This is a genomic window from Thermotoga sp. SG1 (genome assembly GCF_002865985.1).
In the GTDB taxonomy this organism is placed as follows: Bacteria; Thermotogota; Thermotogae; order Thermotogales; family Thermotogaceae; genus Thermotoga.
This window is the reverse complement of record NZ_LNDD01000005.1, coordinates 245,230-260,729: the sequence shown is the minus strand read 5'-3', so window position 1 is coordinate 260,729 and position 15,500 is coordinate 245,230. Positions and strand designations below refer to the sequence as shown.

Genomic DNA, 15,500 nt, shown 5'->3' with positions numbered 1-15,500 from the left:
GGGTGTGTATCATACAGGGCTACTGGTATGGGGTTATAACTCTTGCCGTTGTGGGTACCATCCTTCTTTCTGCCTGCTCTTACAAGCTTCCTGGAACCCTGTCTGATTTCTCCCTTGTTGTTCGTCCAGAGTCTTTCACTCCTTCTTCAACTGTCACCTTTTTTGTCCTGATAGACACAGAAGAAGGCGTTTCTTCCCCAGAAGGCTACATAGCTTCTGATGGGCAGATAACTCCCCTTTCTTTCTCTGGAAAACTCGGAAAGGGAGAGATAGTTGCAGGAAAAGAGGTCTACATAGTCGTAACATGCACGGTTGCAGGAACAAAAAAGACAAAAAGCGTTGTGATACGTGGTGAATAAACTCATTCCCTTCCTTCTTATCATCTCCACGTGCGTTTTCTCTGTGGATTTAATGAGCATCTGGCTTGACTGGGACGGGCAAAACGTTACAGGAACCGTTGACTTCATGATAGACAGGTTCTATGTCTCAGTGGGAGACGTTAATTTGAACGTGGGGACAGTCTCGGCAGGTGGCACAGGAATACTGGCGAGGGTAGGGACCGTCTCTTTAATGAAGGCTTACGACTTCGAAACGGATATAACAGGCTTTGTCATCAACACAGGCTCTTTCCAGTTCGGCGGTTACTTCGATTCACAGCAGGGATATGCGTTTGGCTTTCAACTTGGTGCAAGCATGGACATAACAGAAGAACCAAGTGTGTTTTTTCCAATGGAAGAGGAAGAAGAAGCTCCCCCTCAATCTACCCTCCTGAATACATCCGCTTCCCTTGGGATTCGTGAAACAGATGAAGGTGTTGAATTTTCCCGCTCGATCTACATCGGGATAGATCAGGGAGATTTCGGAGTAAAGCTCAGAACAACTGATACCTTCTCACAGATGCAACTTGCTTTCTACGACATGGGGCTTGGGCTTTCCCTCACGTTCAACAGTATTCAGGTCGAATGGAAATTGCTTGACTGGTTGAGCGTTAAGGGGGGTTTTTCCTTCTCAGTGGGTTCTGAGATATCCCTGGGATTTTCAGGTGGGTTTTCGGGCAATCTGAAAGGCGTGAGATTTTCTTGTGATTTCAAGGAAGAAGACTACACAGTACGGCTCAGCGGGTACGGCGCCAGTGTTTCTATCACTCAGAAGGAGGTGAAAACGTCCTATAATGGTGAAATTTTCGGGTTTGGCTTTGAAGTCGGAGCATCCTACAACGGAGACTTCGAATTCGACAAGGCTCTAATCAGTAAGGAGTTTTCTCTCCCGTACGGCAGTTTCACTATCACAGGTGGGCTGAAGGACAAAACGGCTTTCATGTCCTTCGGTGCGACCATCGAATTTTGAGGAGGTGGACAGATGGAAAGGTTGAGGAAGGTTCTCGTGGTGGCTCTTGTGGTGTTGGGTGTTGTGATGGCACTTGCTTTCAGCTACCCTGTCACGGACAATTACACGAGCTCTCCAGGAAAAACTCTCACGTTAAAGCTTCAGGTGTTCCCACTCGGTGATCCTTCTACATACACGATAGTCATAGGAAGTAATACCTACACATTCACAAAAGATGGAAGGTTCACACTCACCTGTATCCCTGAAAATACCACAATCAATGTCAAAGTGTACGAAGGAGACGTTCAAACCCTCGTGTGGGAAAGAGACATACAGGTAAACAGGTCCAAAACAGTCACGATAACGATCCCCGCCGGAACATACGAGACCATTTCCCTTTCAGACTACGCAAACTTTTCCATAACACCTGGCACGATGGTTGATGTATACTTCTATGTTCCCCGCTTTTCCACACGTGAAGACGGCCTTCCAAAGAAAAGCATGAGCTCTGTTTTCGTTGGCACATTCCCCTACGATTCGATAAGGCTTGTCAGAGGAGATTACAACCTGTTCGAAAACGCCGATGTATGGATGGCGGGGTCTTTGAGCTACCGCTACAGGCTCATCGTGAAAGAACCCGGTTTTGTTCCATACGAACTCATGGCTTTGTATGGTGCCAGTGGTAATCCGACAGACGGGATATATTACAAAAACGATCTACTCAGCACGATCGTTGAGGACATAAGAACACCTTGGATTGACCAGAATGTTGCTTTACAGGGAACCGTGAAGGACGCACAGGGTAACCCCATAGAAGGGGCAATCGTCGCTGTTTACGCGGGGAGATACATGATGGGAAGCACCACAACGGACGCAAACGGAAATTATACTCTGTCTGGCCTTCCGGCAGGAGACCTCACCATAAGGGCATCAGCACAGGGATACATAACATCCAGCCTCAACTTCGACGGCGTGGAGAACAATACTTACACCTTCGACTTCGTCTTACAGGCGAGGTGATCCGTTTGATCAGAAAAACAGAGGGGGCCTCCCCCTCTTTTCTTTCAAGCGGGAACCTTTCGAGAAAAGAAGGGAAAACTTTCGGGGATGAAACATTAAAGGTGCGTCTTGGCGTCGATGTTGTGAACGAAGAAAAAGTTTTTCTGAAATTCAAATCTCCCAGAATCGGCTTTGTATGTGGGAAACGTGGCATGGGAAAGAGTTTCACCCTTGGCGTGATATCTGATCAGCTTTCAAGGTTCTCTGATGTTCTTGTAATAGACACAATGGGAGTGATGAAGATATACACAGAAGGAGAAGCGATAAAGGCACCAGAGGACTTGAAACTTCCCCTCACACTCGTCGGCGAGTCTCTTCTTTTCGTGTTCGACCTGTCTTCGAATTCTCCCCAAGGGATTCTTCTCACAAGGGCGATAAACGATCTCAAGCGTAGCTTTTACACAATAAGAGACCTCATAGAGCGTGTTGAAATCGACGAGACTTCTTCAGACACGACGAAGAGGGCGTTAATAAACAGGCTTCTGTCGGCACAAGATTGGGGGATATTCCAAGAGTATCCCTCCGAGATCTCGTTTCTTTTTGAAGGGTACAAGGTTCTTGACCTTTCCCTTCTTCGGTACGAACTGCGTCAACTTGTTGTGTGGACGCTCTGTGATGTTCTTTTGGTGGACAGAATGAAAGAAAGAAGGGAAAAACACATCTACATGGTTATAGACGAGGCTCAGGATTATGCTCCATCAAGAGCATCAGAGAAGAACTCCCTTGTCAGGCTCGCAAAAGAAGGAAGGCTTCCTGGGATCGGTGCCATACTTGCAAGCCAGCAACCTTCTGCCATATCAAGCGGTGTTCTATCCCAGGTTGATTTTTTAATAGCGCATAAATTAACGCTCGTTGAAGATATAAAAGCCCTCAGGTCGCTCACGCCAACGTTCATGAAAGGAGACATGGGAGTGTACATGAGAAAGCTCAGAGATCCAGGCGATGCGGTGTTTATAGACGATGTTGAGGAAGATTTCAGGATTTTGAAGGTAAGGAGGTGGGTTGATGAGGCTTGTTAGCTTTTTTCTCCTATGTTTCACGGCTGTACTGGTGTTGGCTGAAGATGTTCTACCGTTCACCCTGGATGAGATGATAAGAGAGTACGAAAATAACGATTACACACTGGCAGAGCTCACCTCACAACTCAAACTCGCCCAGAGCGATTTCGATATCTCACTATCATACAATCCTATCAAGAACGATTTCGGAATTTCCTTCTCCATCGGAAAATACATAACACAGCAGATTTCAGGTGTTTCAGACGTAGACATACTGAAAAAGAAACTCGAAGAAAGAAAAAAGGAGATAGAAATAGAAGCAATAAACGACTACACAGAGTGGCTCTCTCTTGTACAGGCTATCGAGCAGAGAAAACAAGCCATGGACGTAGCAGAAGATATCCTCAGTATTTCAAAAGCCAAGTACGAAGCAGGACTCATTTCCCCAGAATCCCTCATTAACGCTTACTCTTCCTACTCCACGGCAAAGATCAACCTAAAGGCAGTGCAGTTGAACGAGATACAGAAACGGTACGAAATACTTCTCAAGATGGGGAGGGAGGCAGAATGCGAGAAGATCAGAAAAGAAGAGCTCTTGAACTTCTCAGTGGAAGAAAGCACATCGCAGTAAGGGGAGAGAAGCTTTCAGGGAAAACACACTTTCTGAAGGAGCTTGCACACCAGACAGGTGGGATTTACATAGAGAGGATTACTCCCATAAAGAGATCTCTGGTCAGGATCACAGCAGAACTTATCCGAAAAGGACTTGCTTCTATCGATGGACTTGATTTCAGAGAGGCAAGATACCTCGATGACTCAGAAATAGAAAAGAGATTCAGAAGTGTTCCAGTTGAGATCCTTCTTTCCATGTTAATCGAAGAGGAATGGGATATCCCCCTTTTCGTTGATGATGTAGATCTTGAAAGCCAAAGAGGAAAGGCAGTCTTGGAAAGCCTCATGGAATCTTTCCCTGTGTGCTTTTCCTTCACCAAGCCCAAGCAAGTTTTGAAATTCCTCTACAGAAGCACAACAATAAGGCTTGAACCCGTTCCACATTACGAAATACGTGCCCTTCTTCGTGAGTACAACCTTCCTGACTCGGTTGAAAGGCAAATCATAGCAAAAAGTGGAGGTCTTCCCGGTGTTGCCGTGTCCCTTGCGAAAAATCCAGAAGCCCTCAAAGACTCCCCTCCTGCACGGAAGCTCAACATGACTTTCATTCTTCTTGCCCTTGTCTCCGTTGTTGTGATAGCAAGGTTCATCGCACTTGGGACAAACGACACAGACGTTTACGTCCTTGCGGGGATAGGCTATGGCCTTATGAGTTTTCTGAGGTTTTTCATCTACAGAGGGATGAGACAGTGACAGTGGCGACACACGTTGTTTTCTCAAACGTTCTTTATCTTTCGACCATGACACTTGCAGGGGCTAAGGTTTCCCCTGTTGAGCTTTCTCTGTGTTCCCTTGGCTCTCTTCTTCCTGACATAGACACAACAAAGAGTTTTATTGGAAGGGTTCTTTTCCCAATAAGCACCGTTCTTGAAAAAAAGATAGGGCACAGGGGAGTTACGCACTCTCTTCTTTTTTCCTCAATCTTCTTTTTTGCTCTTCTTCCGTTTTCTTTCAGGATGGCACTTGCCTTGTGGATTGGGTATGTGGGGCACCTTCTTGCAGACATGATAACGATAAGTGGTGTTCCCCTTTTCTATCCGGCCAACTACATCTGTGTTATGCCAGGAAACGACGACTACAGGGTAAGAACAGGCTCGTGGAAGGAGTTTGTACTTCTTGGCGTTCTTGCTTCTTTGTTTCTTCCTGCTCTTCGTTTGAATGCGGTATCGATAGAAAGAACATTACATAAGACATTCAAAAACATGAGCTCCGCTGTTGCAGACTACAACAAACTGGCAGGAAATAACAGGGTCTTCCTGCACATAGAAGGATACTTCCAGCACACACAGGGAAAGGTGCTGGGAGAGTACGAGGTGGTGGCAAGGCTCGACGAAAACACCCTTCTTGTACAAGACGAGGAAGGAAACCTTTACTCTGTTGGAAGAAAATCGGAAAAGATATATCCTGTGAAGGTGTACGTTTCAAGATATGAACCCGTGAGATGGCACAGCGTGGTGGTAGACCTCACAGGGTACACAAAAAAAGACATTCTCACACTCCCTGGGCGTCTTGTTGGAACTGGTGAGCTTCTTGATCCGTACACGGAGAAAGATCCTCTTGTCTTCTACGACACGATAAAGGGATCAGAGAACATTCAGATATTGTGGGCAAAGCCGGAGGACTTTCCTGATGATGTAGTGTTCTTACACGGGAAGGTTGCAGTGAGAACGACAGAACCTTTCCAACCTGAAAAGTTCTCTTGCGTGAGGGTGTACGAAACAGGTGGGGGAATGCCTCTTGTCAAGGTGGGTGACCAAGTGAAGAGGGGAGAAGTGATCATATCAAAGAAGAGGCAGAGAGAGATAACAAAGATGAAAATAGAGAAGGTCGAAAAGGAGATGAAATTCACCTATCCAGACTTGAAAACCGTAGATGTTGAAAAGTACAGCGGAGATAGAAAGGAATTATCCAGACAGCTTGAGGAACTGTACAATGAGCTTTTATCACTTGAAGACGTCACGGCTATGGGAGATGGGGAGGTGATCCGTGTTGATGGAAAAAGGGTTGTCATTAGGGAAAAGTAGTGGTACCAGCACGCCGAGGCATTTCCGAACATTTTTCAAACGTTCTCCATCGCCTCGGCACGCTGTCTGCTCGCCCGCCCGCCATTTCGCAGATTCTTCGAAACTGCTCATCGGCGGGCGACCTCGCTCGTCTGTTTTTGTGGAGTTTTTCAGGTATCTTGTAAAGGAAGGGAAAACATACTCAACGGCAAGTGAATACGTAAGGGAAGTAAAGAAGTACCTGGAAGGGAAAAAATTGAACACAGACAGGTTCAAAGCGGCCACGAGTAGATGGAGGGAGTTTTGCGCAGAAAAGGGATTGATTCAAAAACAAAAGCTTTGAAAATATCAGCTTGAGATAATCGCGGGGTGTTCCCCACCACCCCCTGTGCCTCAGTCACCGTCCCGCCCTACCGTTTCTCATACATAGCAGGGTCCAACAGTACCACCGTGGAAAGCTCATAAGGGGTCGGTGAAAAGAAAAGGGGCTCAACTGGAGCCCCTCACGCATTTTTTAAATGTCAGTCCCTGATTTGTGTTGAGAATTTTCACAAAATATGTTGGATTTGTTCTGTTTATCTTTATTGCTTCTGCTAGTTCGAGGAGTTCCCCGTTTGTCAGTTTTTCTACGGGTTGTTGCCCCAGTTCTTCCAGTAGTGTATTTACAGCCTCAAGTACGTCCAGCGCTGGTTCTTCTAGGAATTCAAAAACTTCAGTATTAAAACCTTTACTGAGATTTTCTTTTATTTCATTTGCTCTCTTTAAAATGCTTTTTTCAAATTGGGAAAATTGTGAAAATTGCAAAGTTTCAATTTGTGTTTGTGTTTGGGCTTGATCTTGATCCTTGGAGTGATATGGTATGGATACAGTATCCATAGAGTATCCATACTCTATATTTTGGTATTGGTTTTGTGTTAGGTCTTGGTCTAGGTATAGGTCTAGGTAGGGATATGGTATGGATAGGGTATCTATAGAGTATCCATACTCTATCAATACCCTTTTGATATCTTCGGATGTTTTGTTCCAGAAAATGGATAGAAGCTTTTTTGATTTCACACGTTCAAGATCCTGTATTATGCATTTTATAACCTTTGGAGAACTCGTCCAGTTGTATTTCAACCAGTTGATAACAAGTATTTCGGAAGTTTCTGGATCGTAAGCTATTTTCCCCTTGCCCTCAAACGTCCTTATGAGTTTATCCACTGTGTCAACATTAAATCCTGTTTCAAAAGCCATTACCTTCTTGCTTGCTTCGTAAATACCTGCTAAATTTGTATGTGGGTTGGTAAGAAGATACAGGTAAAAGTACTTACCCTCCGGTGTGAGTTCAAGCATATCTGTGTCCTGCCAGAAACAAACTTCTATTTTTCTATACTTCACAGCGGTCACCTCCAGAAAAGGGCGGGATCATACCCGCCCACTGTTTATTTCGTATATCCTTGCCTGAAGTTCATCGATAATTTCAGATGCTTCGTCTTTGGTGAGCTCTTTTGAACTGTTTATACCGTATCTTTCCTTTATCTCCTGTACTATTTCGTCTCTTGGCGAATCTGTTACTCTGGCAAACTCATCGATGAGTGCATACAGCAATTTTAATTGTTTTTCGGATGCCATCGCTATTTTCTCTGATGGTTCTTCTAAATGGTTTTTCTCTTTGTTCTCTTCTACAGCTTTACGTTCTATCTCTACTTCTCCTATTTCCTCTCTTGCCACAAGCCCCGAGATGTTGAACTGTCTTCTAAGTGCACTTACCTCGGCAACCTTCTGAATCATCGCAGAAGGATACTGTCTCCAAACTGGTGTGTTCTGCATGTATTCTTTGTAATCCACGAAAACGATGACAGGAGGTCTATTCTTGTGTCTTGCCATAGCCCATGCCCCGATGATTTCTCCTCTTTTACCGCCAAATTTGTGTTTTACCTGTAGAGAACCAGCGTCTATTTCGAATTCGTCTCCTTCTTTCACTACGAAGGAAATTATTCCATCAAATCCAGGATCCTGCATGGCTATTTTCAGGTAACCGTCGCGTGTTGTGATGAAGTTTGTTCTGTATCCGTCTTTTGTCTGGTACTTTGTCATGACAATCTCTCTTGAAAAAGGGTCAAGATTGTACTTCTTACATATCATGATGAAGAGTCTTATTTCATCCTCAGTGGCATTTGGTGGAACTATAGTGGATTTCAGAAGGGAAAGCTCTGTATCTGAAAAATTTCTCATCATCACTTCACCCATCCCAATCCCTCCAAAGGCAGGGCAGATCCCCGCCTTAGATTGTTGTTGTTACTTCTTCGATCATCTTCAAAAGCTCTTTTGCCTCTTCTTCCGTACTGAATCGTGCTATGATGTACGAATTGGTCTCTGTTTTCCCGTTAACTTCCCATTCGTCGTAGTGCTTAGAGTAGGTGAAATATATAAATTTATTGAGATTCCACACTCTGCTTCCTATCTGAACAAACATATTCTCGCCTCCTCAAAAGAATTCTCTGAAAAACCTTTGAATTTCTTTAACAGAGAACTGCTTCAACACAACACGAACTATCATCAGACGCTCTTTTTCAGATAACTGGCTTATTAGATACAGGATATCTTCAGCATCTAACTCTACTTCTTGCACCCAATCGGTAAAGCCGTTTGGATGGTAAGCGGTGATATCAATCCGCGCTGTCATACTTTCACTTCCTCGAAAGCCTTTAGAATCAATCTCTGGGCTTCATGCTTCATCTCAAGATTCAAAAGATCTGCAAGCTTGTTGAAATTCATGATAAAATCAGCAGTGGTTGGATTCACATGAGAATGCGTATGCCTCAATACCTCAAGAAAGAACAGCTTCACACCTTCCCCCTTCTGGGGGGCTTTTTCCTTTTCAATCTCCCTGTCCAGCTGTCGAAGGAAGTTCTTCAGGCTCGGCGTCATTATCATCCTTCCCCCTTTCCAATATCTCTTTGATACCAGGTTCCAAAAGAAGCCTTGCAAGACGCTGATAGAACTCTTTCGAAACTTCCATGAAAATCCCTCCTTTCTACCTCGTTATGGTTTGTGATACTATTTTGTTGTCAAAGAACCATCTTAGAACAGATCTTCGACTTTCACATCAAACAGTTTCGCAAGTTTCAGAGCCATATTAAGTCTTGGAGTGCATATTCCTTGTTCCCAGTTAGCATATGTTGTTCGTGGTATTTTCAGAATCTCGGCTATTTTGTACTGTGAAAGACCCATTTTTATTCTGAGTTCCTGTAGCTTATTTTGTCGTCTTATGTTGGTTTGTTTCATGTTCTCACTCCTATCTTTTAGTCCAATTACATTATAGACTATAAATTAGTCCCAAGTCAAGTAAAGAATAAGTAACGGACTAATTAATAGTCATATCGTTTCAGAATTGAGAGGGGTGGTAATATATTTATGATGAGTGGACTAGCTGAACGTCTAAAAAAACTGAGAGAAGAAAGGCATATATCTCAATATCAGATAGCCAGAGACTTGGGAGTTCCCAGGACTACTTATGCAAACTGGGAACAGGGAAAGGCTGAGCCAGATTCTGATACATTGAAGAAAATAGCCGATTATTTTGATGTTTCCGTTGATTACTTACTTGGTCTTACAGAAGATCCCACTCCACCAAAAAGTTCTTTTCCTTCTCGTGTCAAACTCCGCCCCATTCCCGTCTACAATGGAGTCTGTGCAGGATTAAAAGGAAACTTTCCCGATGGAACACAACCAGTAGAATGGATCATGATACCAGACAACAAGCCGGGGAAGTTCGGTGTGATAGTTTATGGAGATTCAATGGAACCTGAGATTAAAAATGGAGACATTGTTGTTGTTGATCCTGATATTGTCATTGATAACGGAAATCTTGTTCTGGTAATACTCGAAGACGAAGCCTTTGTGAAGAAGATATTCTTTCGGGATGGGATGGTTGTTCTGCAAAGCCTAAATCCTAAATACCCTCCGATCACAGTACCAGCCCGCAAGCTCAAGATGTACATCGTTGGAAAAGTGGTGGGGCTTCACAGACAGTATTAGGTGAGGTGGAATATTGTCCGATGAAAAGCTGAAGAAAATAGTGCGTATCACATGCTTTATAGTTATAGGCATCAGCATAGCCATCCTTTTGATGGAAATCTTCACTACAAGGGTTTTTATCTCATACATCAAAGCGAGGTGATTCTTTAGGATGCACAGCGAAAACAGAGAAGAGGTTTTGTTCCGAGATATCGTCGACCTCGAATCGACTACGTATGTGACCCATGGACTCTATGGGTATCCGGCCAAATTCATCCCTCATGTGGTCAGATACGCAATCGAAAACTACACGCAGGAAGGCGACTGGATATTCGATCCGTTCTCTGGCCACGGAACCGTTGGCATAGAGGCAACTCTCACAGGAAGAAACGCCATCCTGTGGGATCTGAATCCAATCACCAAGGTGCTTGCTCTCGCATCGACTTACAAAGGAAACATAGACCCTGCTGATTTTGAGCTGGACTGGGATTACAAAAAGCCATTTCATCCCAATTGGGAAAGAATTGACTATTGGTATCCAGAGGAGTTTTACAAGGTGCTAAGCAAAGCCTGGGGATACTGGCATTATGAAATCTTTCAGAACGCCAGCGAATCAGAAAAAGTCATAGCATATATTATTGCGATTCCGCTTTTGAAGGTCACAAGATACTTCAGCTTTTCTGATGAAAAAATATCTAAGCTGTATAAGTCAAAGTATGCCATTCAAAAGGTAGAACAATTAATGAAAAACAATTGGTTTCAGAAAATGGAAGAAATGTACTGGAGGAATGTTTACACGGTCCTGAAAAAACTTCGTGAGTATAGGGAGTATGGACCCAAAGATGTTGAACTTGAAATCTTCACAAGCGAGAAGAGAGGGAACAAACTGGTTGTTTGTGATTCTTTGAATCAATCTCTTCATAGGGAAGTGAAGCTTCTCATCACGTCCCCTCCGTACCTTCAATCTCAGGAGTACATAAGAAGCTTTAAGCTCGAGCTTGCATGGCTTGGTTATTCTGGCCAGGACATCCGAACACTCACCAGGCATGAGATCCCTTACAACAAGATAAAACCAGTAAAGATTAACAGCGACACCTTCTACGCCCTCAGAGAAAAAGTTGTCAACTTGAGGCATCCAAAACTTCTACATCTCTACGATACATACTTCCGGTCGCTAGTACAATTTTTCAATACGAACCACTCGAAAATTGAGATCATAGCTATCTTCGTTGGACCTGCAAAGATTCGTCACTTGAGGATTCCCATTGATGAGATCTTAAAAGAGCATCTTGAAAGCCTCGGTTTCAGCCATGAGAAGACACTGGTCGACACAATTGTGGCAAGAAGAATGTTCAGTACAAAATTCAATCCTGCAACCGGCCTAGAAGACGAGCGAACACCCACAGAACATCTCCTTATTATGAGGAGGTAAGAAGCAGATATGACACTTTTGTCGGCCACGCCGAAAAGGCTTTTTGAAAAGGACTTTCTATTGAATTTTCAGTGGAAAAGTATAAAAACACTGATAGGTGATTTTATAAAGGCGCTGGAAGAGGGTAAAAGTAACTTTACTATTCATGAATTCGATAAGATATTTTCTGGATTAAAGAACACAGAGAGTGTGCATGGGAAGGATATTCTTGCGAAAGTTTCATTTCAATGGTACGCATTTACGAAGACAATTCATCAATCGCTTGGTTCTAGAATTGGGAATTTTGTGGAATATATAATAGAAAAATTCTTTAAGGATGCAGGATATAATCCCATTTACAGAAATGAATCACTTGGTGAGATTCTATCAAAAACGCTCGGTATAGATCTCGAATCTAAAAGAAAAATAGATTTTGTTGCGAAAAAAGATACTACTTTGTATTTTGTAGAATTGAGAACCAGTGAACATACAGGCGGGAAAACAGCTCAGTCTTCCTTACTCGATAAGTTTGATCAAATATTTGATAGTGAAACCAAAATTCGTTGTGGGTGTTTGAAAAAAGGATTTAAGAAAATAGAGCTTATAATAGCTATACTGTTCAATGAGAAAAAAGAGTTGATAAATCCAGATTATGAGAATTATTCTAAAGGACGCTTAACATCCCTACTGGACTACATAATAAGTAACGATCATCTGCTGAAAAGAGTAGAAAATCTTATCAACGAAGTTGGATATTCAGCGAACATTGAAAGTAGAAATCTCAAGAAAAGTATGAAGCACAAGCTTGAGAATCTTGAACCAGTGGAATTGTGGCGAGATGATTTTACTATTAGTTTTAAAATCCTCCTTGGCGAGCAATTTTTTAAATACTTATTTGGTAAAATGTTTAGTGAGATTCTAAAAGAAAGAAAAATAGCTGACGATCTGTGGTTCCTTTATTCGCTCGCTCTAAATGAAATCAAAATAGCAAAGGAATTCGGCGAGACCAATGTAAAGAAGATTCAGCAGCTGTTGGAATCGGAAGGAAAGTTACAGACTTTTTTTGAGGAGTTTTCCGAAAGGAGCAAAAATGTCAAAGATTTAGAAGAGTTTGAAAAACTCCTCGAAGAAACGAGGAGAAAAATGGCTAATGAAACGATGGAATTGGCATCAAGAAAGGGCATGGAATTAAGACTTCTTGAAACAAATGATTTGCAAGTGAACTATGAATACTTGAAACACATATGCACAGCTCTTTTGATTATCAAAGCGTATACAGGAAAAGGTAGCAGAAATAGGAAAACCCGTAGGAGTGAATGATCTCTTATTAAGGAATTTTCATTATGAAACAAGCCGCTTTCTTCTTTCGAGGCACACTCCAGAAAAGCCCGGGTACGTCTCGGGCTTTTTTCTCTTCTTCAAAATCGTCGATTCCAGTATTTACATAGGCGCAGCCTTTTCCTATCGGTGATAGCGAAAAACAAAAAGGAGGCATCGTGTTGGCTTCGATGCCTCCCCTTCGTACCAAAAGCCGTAAAAGTGTCTGGTAGCCCCACGGGGAATCGAACCCCGACCTCCGGACTGAGAATCCGGCGGACTGGCCGTTATCCTATGGGGCCACACCAGAATGATTTTAAATCATTTTCAGGGAAAAATCAAGAGGTGTCTTCAAAAAGTTCGTGGCAACCTCTTCAGACCCAGGTGTTGAAATCCCCAGATTCTGTGATAAAATATATAGACGGCGGGGCGTGGCGCAGGTGGCTAGCGCGCTTGCATGGGGCGCAAGAGGTCGCTGGTTCAAGTCCAGTCGCCCCGACCAGGGGTCCCTCTCTGGGGACCCTTTTTATTTATCGTATCTCTTCAAGAAAGCGTAGATCTCGGCAATGACAAGATACATCTCTTCAGGAATCTCCGAAAAGAGTTCCAATCTGAGAAGATCGTCCACCAGATCTGGCCTTTCCTCTATCGGTATTCCGTATTTTTTGGCTATCTCGATGATCTTTTCTGCGATCTCTCCCACACCCTTTGCAACAACTTCAGGAGCGTTCATTTTGGAAGGGTCGTACTTCAACGCAACGGCTTTTTTTATATCATCCGTACGCATTGAATCCCTCCCAGGCCATGGGATCCTTCCTTGAAAAGAAAAGCTGAGCGATTAGGCCGATCGATTCGAGATCTTTTTTGAGCTCTTTGGCGTGTGAAGAAAGCTCCTCGAGATTTTTCTCCGCGTAGAATCTGACAGAGAGACTCCTTCCTTCCAGGAAGATATCTGCGACAACTTTTCCAAAGTGATATGTGTTCACCACAAGAACGACTCTGCTTGAATTCTTCTCCCACCATATTTCGGATATTCCAAACGAGGGTAGAGACAGAAATCTGACATTTTCGTTCAGAAGATCGTTGATCAGAAAAACAGCGTCCATTACACCTTGGGCTGATATTTTCTCCGGCTTTGGAATGATCTCCTTGTCAGGAAGATCAAATTCTATGATCTCTTTTCCCTGCCAAATCAGGCTCCAGGAAGACCCTTTCTTTTCAACGATGATGTTTTCCTTTAAAAAGTCTTCAAGAAAAGAAATGGTCACATCTTCTTTCACGCTGAAGGAAACAAAGGGAAGATTCTCTTTTTTGAACACGATCAAAAACGCTTTTCCTTTTAGAGGAATCAGCACATATCGTCCTTTCACAATACCTTTTTCAAAAGAAAGATCGATCTGATACACATCGTAATTCTCACCGCTTAGAATAACCCTTCGCATGGAAATGGTTTTCTTCAAAATGTTGTCGTCAACTTCGAAAGTTGTTTTTCTGAAGTTCTCATCAACGAATCTGAAGAACTCCCAAAGAGAAAACTTTCTGTAAAATGTGTCGCCTTTCGCTTCAAGTGCCCTTGGGAGAAATTCTTTTATAATCTTCTTCTTTTCTTCGGTGATTTTCAGGAAACGACCAGGAACAAGATGTTTCACAAACATTTTCAAAAAATGGATGTGCCTTTTCTCAAAGCCTCCGGATACCTCGTAAAGGAAACTTAGAAGACCTGGGGTTTTGAAAATCTTAAGAGATTGCTCCTCATCGAAGTGTGCAAGGAGCTTTGCTCGGGTTTCCTTTCCTGTCAGTATTCTGTTGTGCCACACCCGAACACTTTCTCCAACCTTCGGAACTTTCCCGCTTATCTCCAGAACGAGCACACTGTTCTTTTTCGACAGAACAAGCACATCACCGTATCTTCCTATAACCCTCCAGATGTCCATTCACACTCCCCCATTATGATTATCGACACTTCGATTAAAATCGTAAACGGAGGTGAAAGCATGTTCCTTCAGAAAACAGTCGGAGCTTTCCTTATCACACCCGGAATTTTCATTCTGATACTTCTTCTTTCGGCCGTCTTTTTCAGGAAAAGTCGCTGGCTTTTTGTCCTTCTGGCTGCTTTCCTTTACATTGTAAGCAGCTATCCAGGGGAGTTTCTCTTTCTTCGTCCACTCGAAAAAGATATAACTGTACCAGCCGAATTTCCTCAAAGCAGTGCCATCGTCATTCTTGGTGGTGGAGTGGAGAGAAACACAAAAACTGGTGACAGTTTGAGTGATTCTACCATGAGAAGAATTCTCACAGGGTTTCAGGTTTACAGAAAATACAAACTTCCCATCGTTGTCACAGGTGGAAGTCTCTCCAGTCTGAAACCTGAAGCGATGATCATGAAAGAATACCTGATATCTCTTGGAGTACCTGAAAAAAACATTCTTGTTGAAGATAGATCAAGAAACACCTATGAAAATGCGCTCTTTACCAGAAAGTTGATCGGGGACGTTCCGGTCTTACTTGTAACCGATTCGATCCATATGAGAAGGGCACTTCACACCTTTAAAAAATTCTTCAGCGAAGTTGTACCGTATCCAGCTGGTTGTTATTTTGGAAACCCTGAATTTGTGGACTTTTTACCAAATGCAACCTCCTTTTATCTGAACTCTCGAACCATCTACGAGTGGATCGGCCTTGTCTGGTACAATCTCAAAGGGAGGTGATTTC

Annotated in this window: 20 protein-coding genes and 2 tRNA genes; 12 read left to right on the top strand and 10 right to left on the bottom strand. The window is 43.1% G+C overall.

The window, feature by feature from the left end; all coding sequences use genetic code 11:
- Window positions 1-2 precede the first annotated feature (2 nt).
- From AS006_RS09030 to AS006_RS09000, 7 genes are read left to right on the top strand one after another with little or no spacing between them, the layout of a single operon-like run.
- Window positions 3-359, top strand: a complete 357-nt coding sequence (locus AS006_RS09030; protein ID WP_145997385.1) for a hypothetical protein — start codon at window positions 3-5, stop codon at window positions 357-359.
- Complete coding sequence (locus AS006_RS09025; protein ID WP_158241078.1) at window positions 352-1,347, top strand: hypothetical protein; 996 nt, start codon at window positions 352-354, stop codon at window positions 1,345-1,347. The genes AS006_RS09030 and AS006_RS09025 overlap by 8 nt, the downstream gene beginning before the upstream one ends.
- 12 nt (window positions 1,348-1,359) lie before the next feature.
- Complete coding sequence (locus AS006_RS09020) at window positions 1,360-2,346, top strand: carboxypeptidase-like regulatory domain-containing protein (RefSeq protein WP_101514012.1); 987 nt, start codon at window positions 1,360-1,362, stop codon at window positions 2,344-2,346.
- A 5-nt stretch (window positions 2,347-2,351) separates the two neighbouring features.
- Window positions 2,352-3,404 carry an ATP-binding protein gene (locus tag AS006_RS09015; RefSeq protein ID WP_101514011.1) on the top strand — a complete coding sequence of 351 codons (1,053 nt, stop codon included), beginning with the start codon at window positions 2,352-2,354 and terminating at the stop codon, window positions 3,402-3,404.
- Window positions 3,391-4,014 (top strand): TolC family protein, encoded by a 624-nt coding sequence (locus AS006_RS09010; protein ID WP_101514010.1) that lies wholly within the window; start codon window positions 3,391-3,393, stop codon window positions 4,012-4,014. The genes AS006_RS09015 and AS006_RS09010 overlap by 14 nt, the downstream gene beginning before the upstream one ends.
- On the top strand, window positions 3,951-4,748 hold the full coding sequence (locus tag AS006_RS09005; RefSeq protein WP_101514009.1) for a hypothetical protein: 798 nt from the start codon (window positions 3,951-3,953) through the stop codon (window positions 4,746-4,748). The genes AS006_RS09010 and AS006_RS09005 overlap by 64 nt, the downstream gene beginning before the upstream one ends.
- Complete coding sequence (locus AS006_RS09000; RefSeq protein WP_101514008.1) at window positions 4,745-6,079, top strand: metal-dependent hydrolase; 1,335 nt, start codon at window positions 4,745-4,747, stop codon at window positions 6,077-6,079. The genes AS006_RS09005 and AS006_RS09000 overlap by 4 nt, the downstream gene beginning before the upstream one ends.
- Before the next feature lie 468 nt (window positions 6,080-6,547).
- On the opposite strand, the gene AS006_RS08990 is transcribed toward AS006_RS09000, so the two are convergent.
- The 7 genes from AS006_RS08990 to AS006_RS09730 form a co-directional block, all read right to left on the bottom strand.
- The gene (locus tag AS006_RS08990) at window positions 6,548-7,438 is read right to left on the bottom strand and encodes a hypothetical protein (RefSeq protein ID WP_101514006.1); all 891 of its coding nucleotides are present in this window, start codon (window positions 7,436-7,438) and stop codon (window positions 6,548-6,550) included.
- 27 nt (window positions 7,439-7,465) lie between these two features.
- Entirely contained in the window at window positions 7,466-8,290 is an 825-nt protein-coding gene (locus tag AS006_RS08985; protein WP_101514005.1) for a RecT family recombinase, read from the bottom strand.
- A 34-nt stretch (window positions 8,291-8,324) separates the two neighbouring features.
- On the bottom strand, window positions 8,325-8,516 hold the full coding sequence (locus AS006_RS08980; protein ID WP_101514004.1) for a hypothetical protein: 192 nt from the start codon (window positions 8,514-8,516) through the stop codon (window positions 8,325-8,327).
- A 12-nt stretch (window positions 8,517-8,528) separates the two neighbouring features.
- Window positions 8,529-8,726: a hypothetical protein gene (locus AS006_RS08975; RefSeq protein ID WP_101514003.1), complete on the bottom strand. Its 198-nt coding sequence runs from the start codon at window positions 8,724-8,726 to the stop codon at window positions 8,529-8,531.
- Complete coding sequence (locus AS006_RS09475) at window positions 8,723-8,890, bottom strand: hypothetical protein (RefSeq protein WP_158241077.1); 168 nt, start codon at window positions 8,888-8,890, stop codon at window positions 8,723-8,725. The genes AS006_RS08975 and AS006_RS09475 overlap by 4 nt, the downstream gene beginning before the upstream one ends.
- A 31-nt stretch (window positions 8,891-8,921) precedes the next feature.
- Window positions 8,922-9,062, bottom strand: a complete 141-nt coding sequence (locus AS006_RS09470) for a hypothetical protein (RefSeq protein ID WP_158241076.1) — start codon at window positions 9,060-9,062, stop codon at window positions 8,922-8,924.
- Window positions 9,063-9,124: 62 nt separating this feature from the next.
- On the bottom strand, window positions 9,125-9,328 hold the full coding sequence (locus AS006_RS09730) for a helix-turn-helix transcriptional regulator (RefSeq protein WP_101514002.1): 204 nt from the start codon (window positions 9,326-9,328) through the stop codon (window positions 9,125-9,127).
- Window positions 9,329-9,460: 132 nt separating this feature from the next.
- Between AS006_RS09730 and AS006_RS08965 the strand changes: the two genes are divergently transcribed.
- From AS006_RS08965 to AS006_RS08955, 3 genes are all read left to right on the top strand, one after another.
- Window positions 9,461-10,081 (top strand): LexA family transcriptional regulator, encoded by a 621-nt coding sequence (locus AS006_RS08965; protein WP_158241075.1) that lies wholly within the window; start codon window positions 9,461-9,463, stop codon window positions 10,079-10,081.
- Between the two features lie 151 nt (window positions 10,082-10,232).
- Window positions 10,233-11,492, top strand: a complete 1,260-nt coding sequence (locus tag AS006_RS08960; RefSeq protein WP_101514000.1) for a DNA methyltransferase — start codon at window positions 10,233-10,235, stop codon at window positions 11,490-11,492.
- A 9-nt stretch (window positions 11,493-11,501) separates the two neighbouring features.
- Window positions 11,502-12,791, top strand: coding sequence for a DpnII family type II restriction endonuclease (locus AS006_RS08955; RefSeq protein ID WP_101513999.1), 1,290 nt, complete (start codon window positions 11,502-11,504; stop codon window positions 12,789-12,791).
- Between the two features lie 224 nt (window positions 12,792-13,015).
- Here the strand turns inward: AS006_RS08955 and AS006_RS08950 are convergent.
- Window positions 13,016-13,090, bottom strand: a tRNA-Glu gene (locus AS006_RS08950).
- A 123-nt stretch (window positions 13,091-13,213) separates the two neighbouring features.
- On the opposite strand from AS006_RS08950, the gene AS006_RS08945 reads away from it, so the two are divergent.
- Window positions 13,214-13,290: transfer RNA gene (locus AS006_RS08945), tRNA-Pro, on the top strand.
- A gap of 24 nt (window positions 13,291-13,314) precedes the next feature.
- Here the strand turns inward: AS006_RS08945 and AS006_RS08940 are convergent.
- Window positions 13,315-13,575, bottom strand: coding sequence for a FlhB-like flagellar biosynthesis protein (locus tag AS006_RS08940; RefSeq protein ID WP_101513998.1), 261 nt, complete (start codon window positions 13,573-13,575; stop codon window positions 13,315-13,317).
- The gene (locus AS006_RS08935) at window positions 13,562-14,722 is read right to left on the bottom strand and encodes a flagellar hook-length control protein FliK (protein ID WP_101513997.1); all 1,161 of its coding nucleotides are present in this window, start codon (window positions 14,720-14,722) and stop codon (window positions 13,562-13,564) included. Before AS006_RS08935 ends, AS006_RS08940 begins: the two co-directional genes overlap by 14 nt.
- Before the next feature lie 60 nt (window positions 14,723-14,782).
- Here AS006_RS08935 and AS006_RS08930 point away from each other — a divergent pair, with 60 nt between their 5' ends.
- Window positions 14,783-15,496 carry a YdcF family protein gene (locus AS006_RS08930; RefSeq protein WP_101513996.1) on the top strand — a complete coding sequence of 238 codons (714 nt, stop codon included), beginning with the start codon at window positions 14,783-14,785 and terminating at the stop codon, window positions 15,494-15,496.
- Window positions 15,497-15,500: the final 4 nt, after the last annotated feature.

Excerpts from the sequence above, each read along its gene's own strand:
- AS006_RS09020 (WP_101514012.1), top strand. The coding sequence starts at position 1,360 with ATGGAAAGGTTGAGGAAGGTTCTCGTGGTGGCTCTTGTGGTGTTGGGT.
- AS006_RS09010 (WP_101514010.1), top strand. The coding sequence starts at position 3,391 with ATGAGGCTTGTTAGCTTTTTTCTCCTATGTTTCACGGCTGTACTGGTG.
- AS006_RS09005 (WP_101514009.1), top strand. The coding sequence starts at position 3,951 with ATGCGAGAAGATCAGAAAAGAAGAGCTCTTGAACTTCTCAGTGGAAGA.
- AS006_RS08985 (WP_101514005.1), bottom strand. The coding sequence starts at position 8,290 with ATGGGTGAAGTGATGATGAGAAATTTTTCAGATACAGAGCTTTCCCTT.
- AS006_RS08980 (WP_101514004.1), bottom strand. The coding sequence starts at position 8,516 with ATGTTTGTTCAGATAGGAAGCAGAGTGTGGAATCTCAATAAATTTATA.
- AS006_RS08975 (WP_101514003.1), bottom strand. The coding sequence starts at position 8,726 with ATGACAGCGCGGATTGATATCACCGCTTACCATCCAAACGGCTTTACC.
- AS006_RS09470 (WP_158241076.1), bottom strand. The coding sequence starts at position 9,062 with ATGGAAGTTTCGAAAGAGTTCTATCAGCGTCTTGCAAGGCTTCTTTTG.
- AS006_RS09730 (WP_101514002.1), bottom strand. The coding sequence starts at position 9,328 with ATGAAACAAACCAACATAAGACGACAAAATAAGCTACAGGAACTCAGA.
- AS006_RS08965 (WP_158241075.1), top strand. The coding sequence starts at position 9,461 with ATGAGTGGACTAGCTGAACGTCTAAAAAAACTGAGAGAAGAAAGGCAT.
- AS006_RS08960 (WP_101514000.1), top strand. The coding sequence starts at position 10,233 with ATGCACAGCGAAAACAGAGAAGAGGTTTTGTTCCGAGATATCGTCGAC.
- AS006_RS08955 (WP_101513999.1), top strand. The coding sequence starts at position 11,502 with ATGACACTTTTGTCGGCCACGCCGAAAAGGCTTTTTGAAAAGGACTTT.
- AS006_RS08940 (WP_101513998.1), bottom strand. The coding sequence starts at position 13,575 with ATGCGTACGGATGATATAAAAAAAGCCGTTGCGTTGAAGTACGACCCT.
- AS006_RS08935 (WP_101513997.1), bottom strand. The coding sequence starts at position 14,722 with ATGGACATCTGGAGGGTTATAGGAAGATACGGTGATGTGCTTGTTCTG.
- AS006_RS08930 (WP_101513996.1), top strand. The coding sequence starts at position 14,783 with ATGTTCCTTCAGAAAACAGTCGGAGCTTTCCTTATCACACCCGGAATT.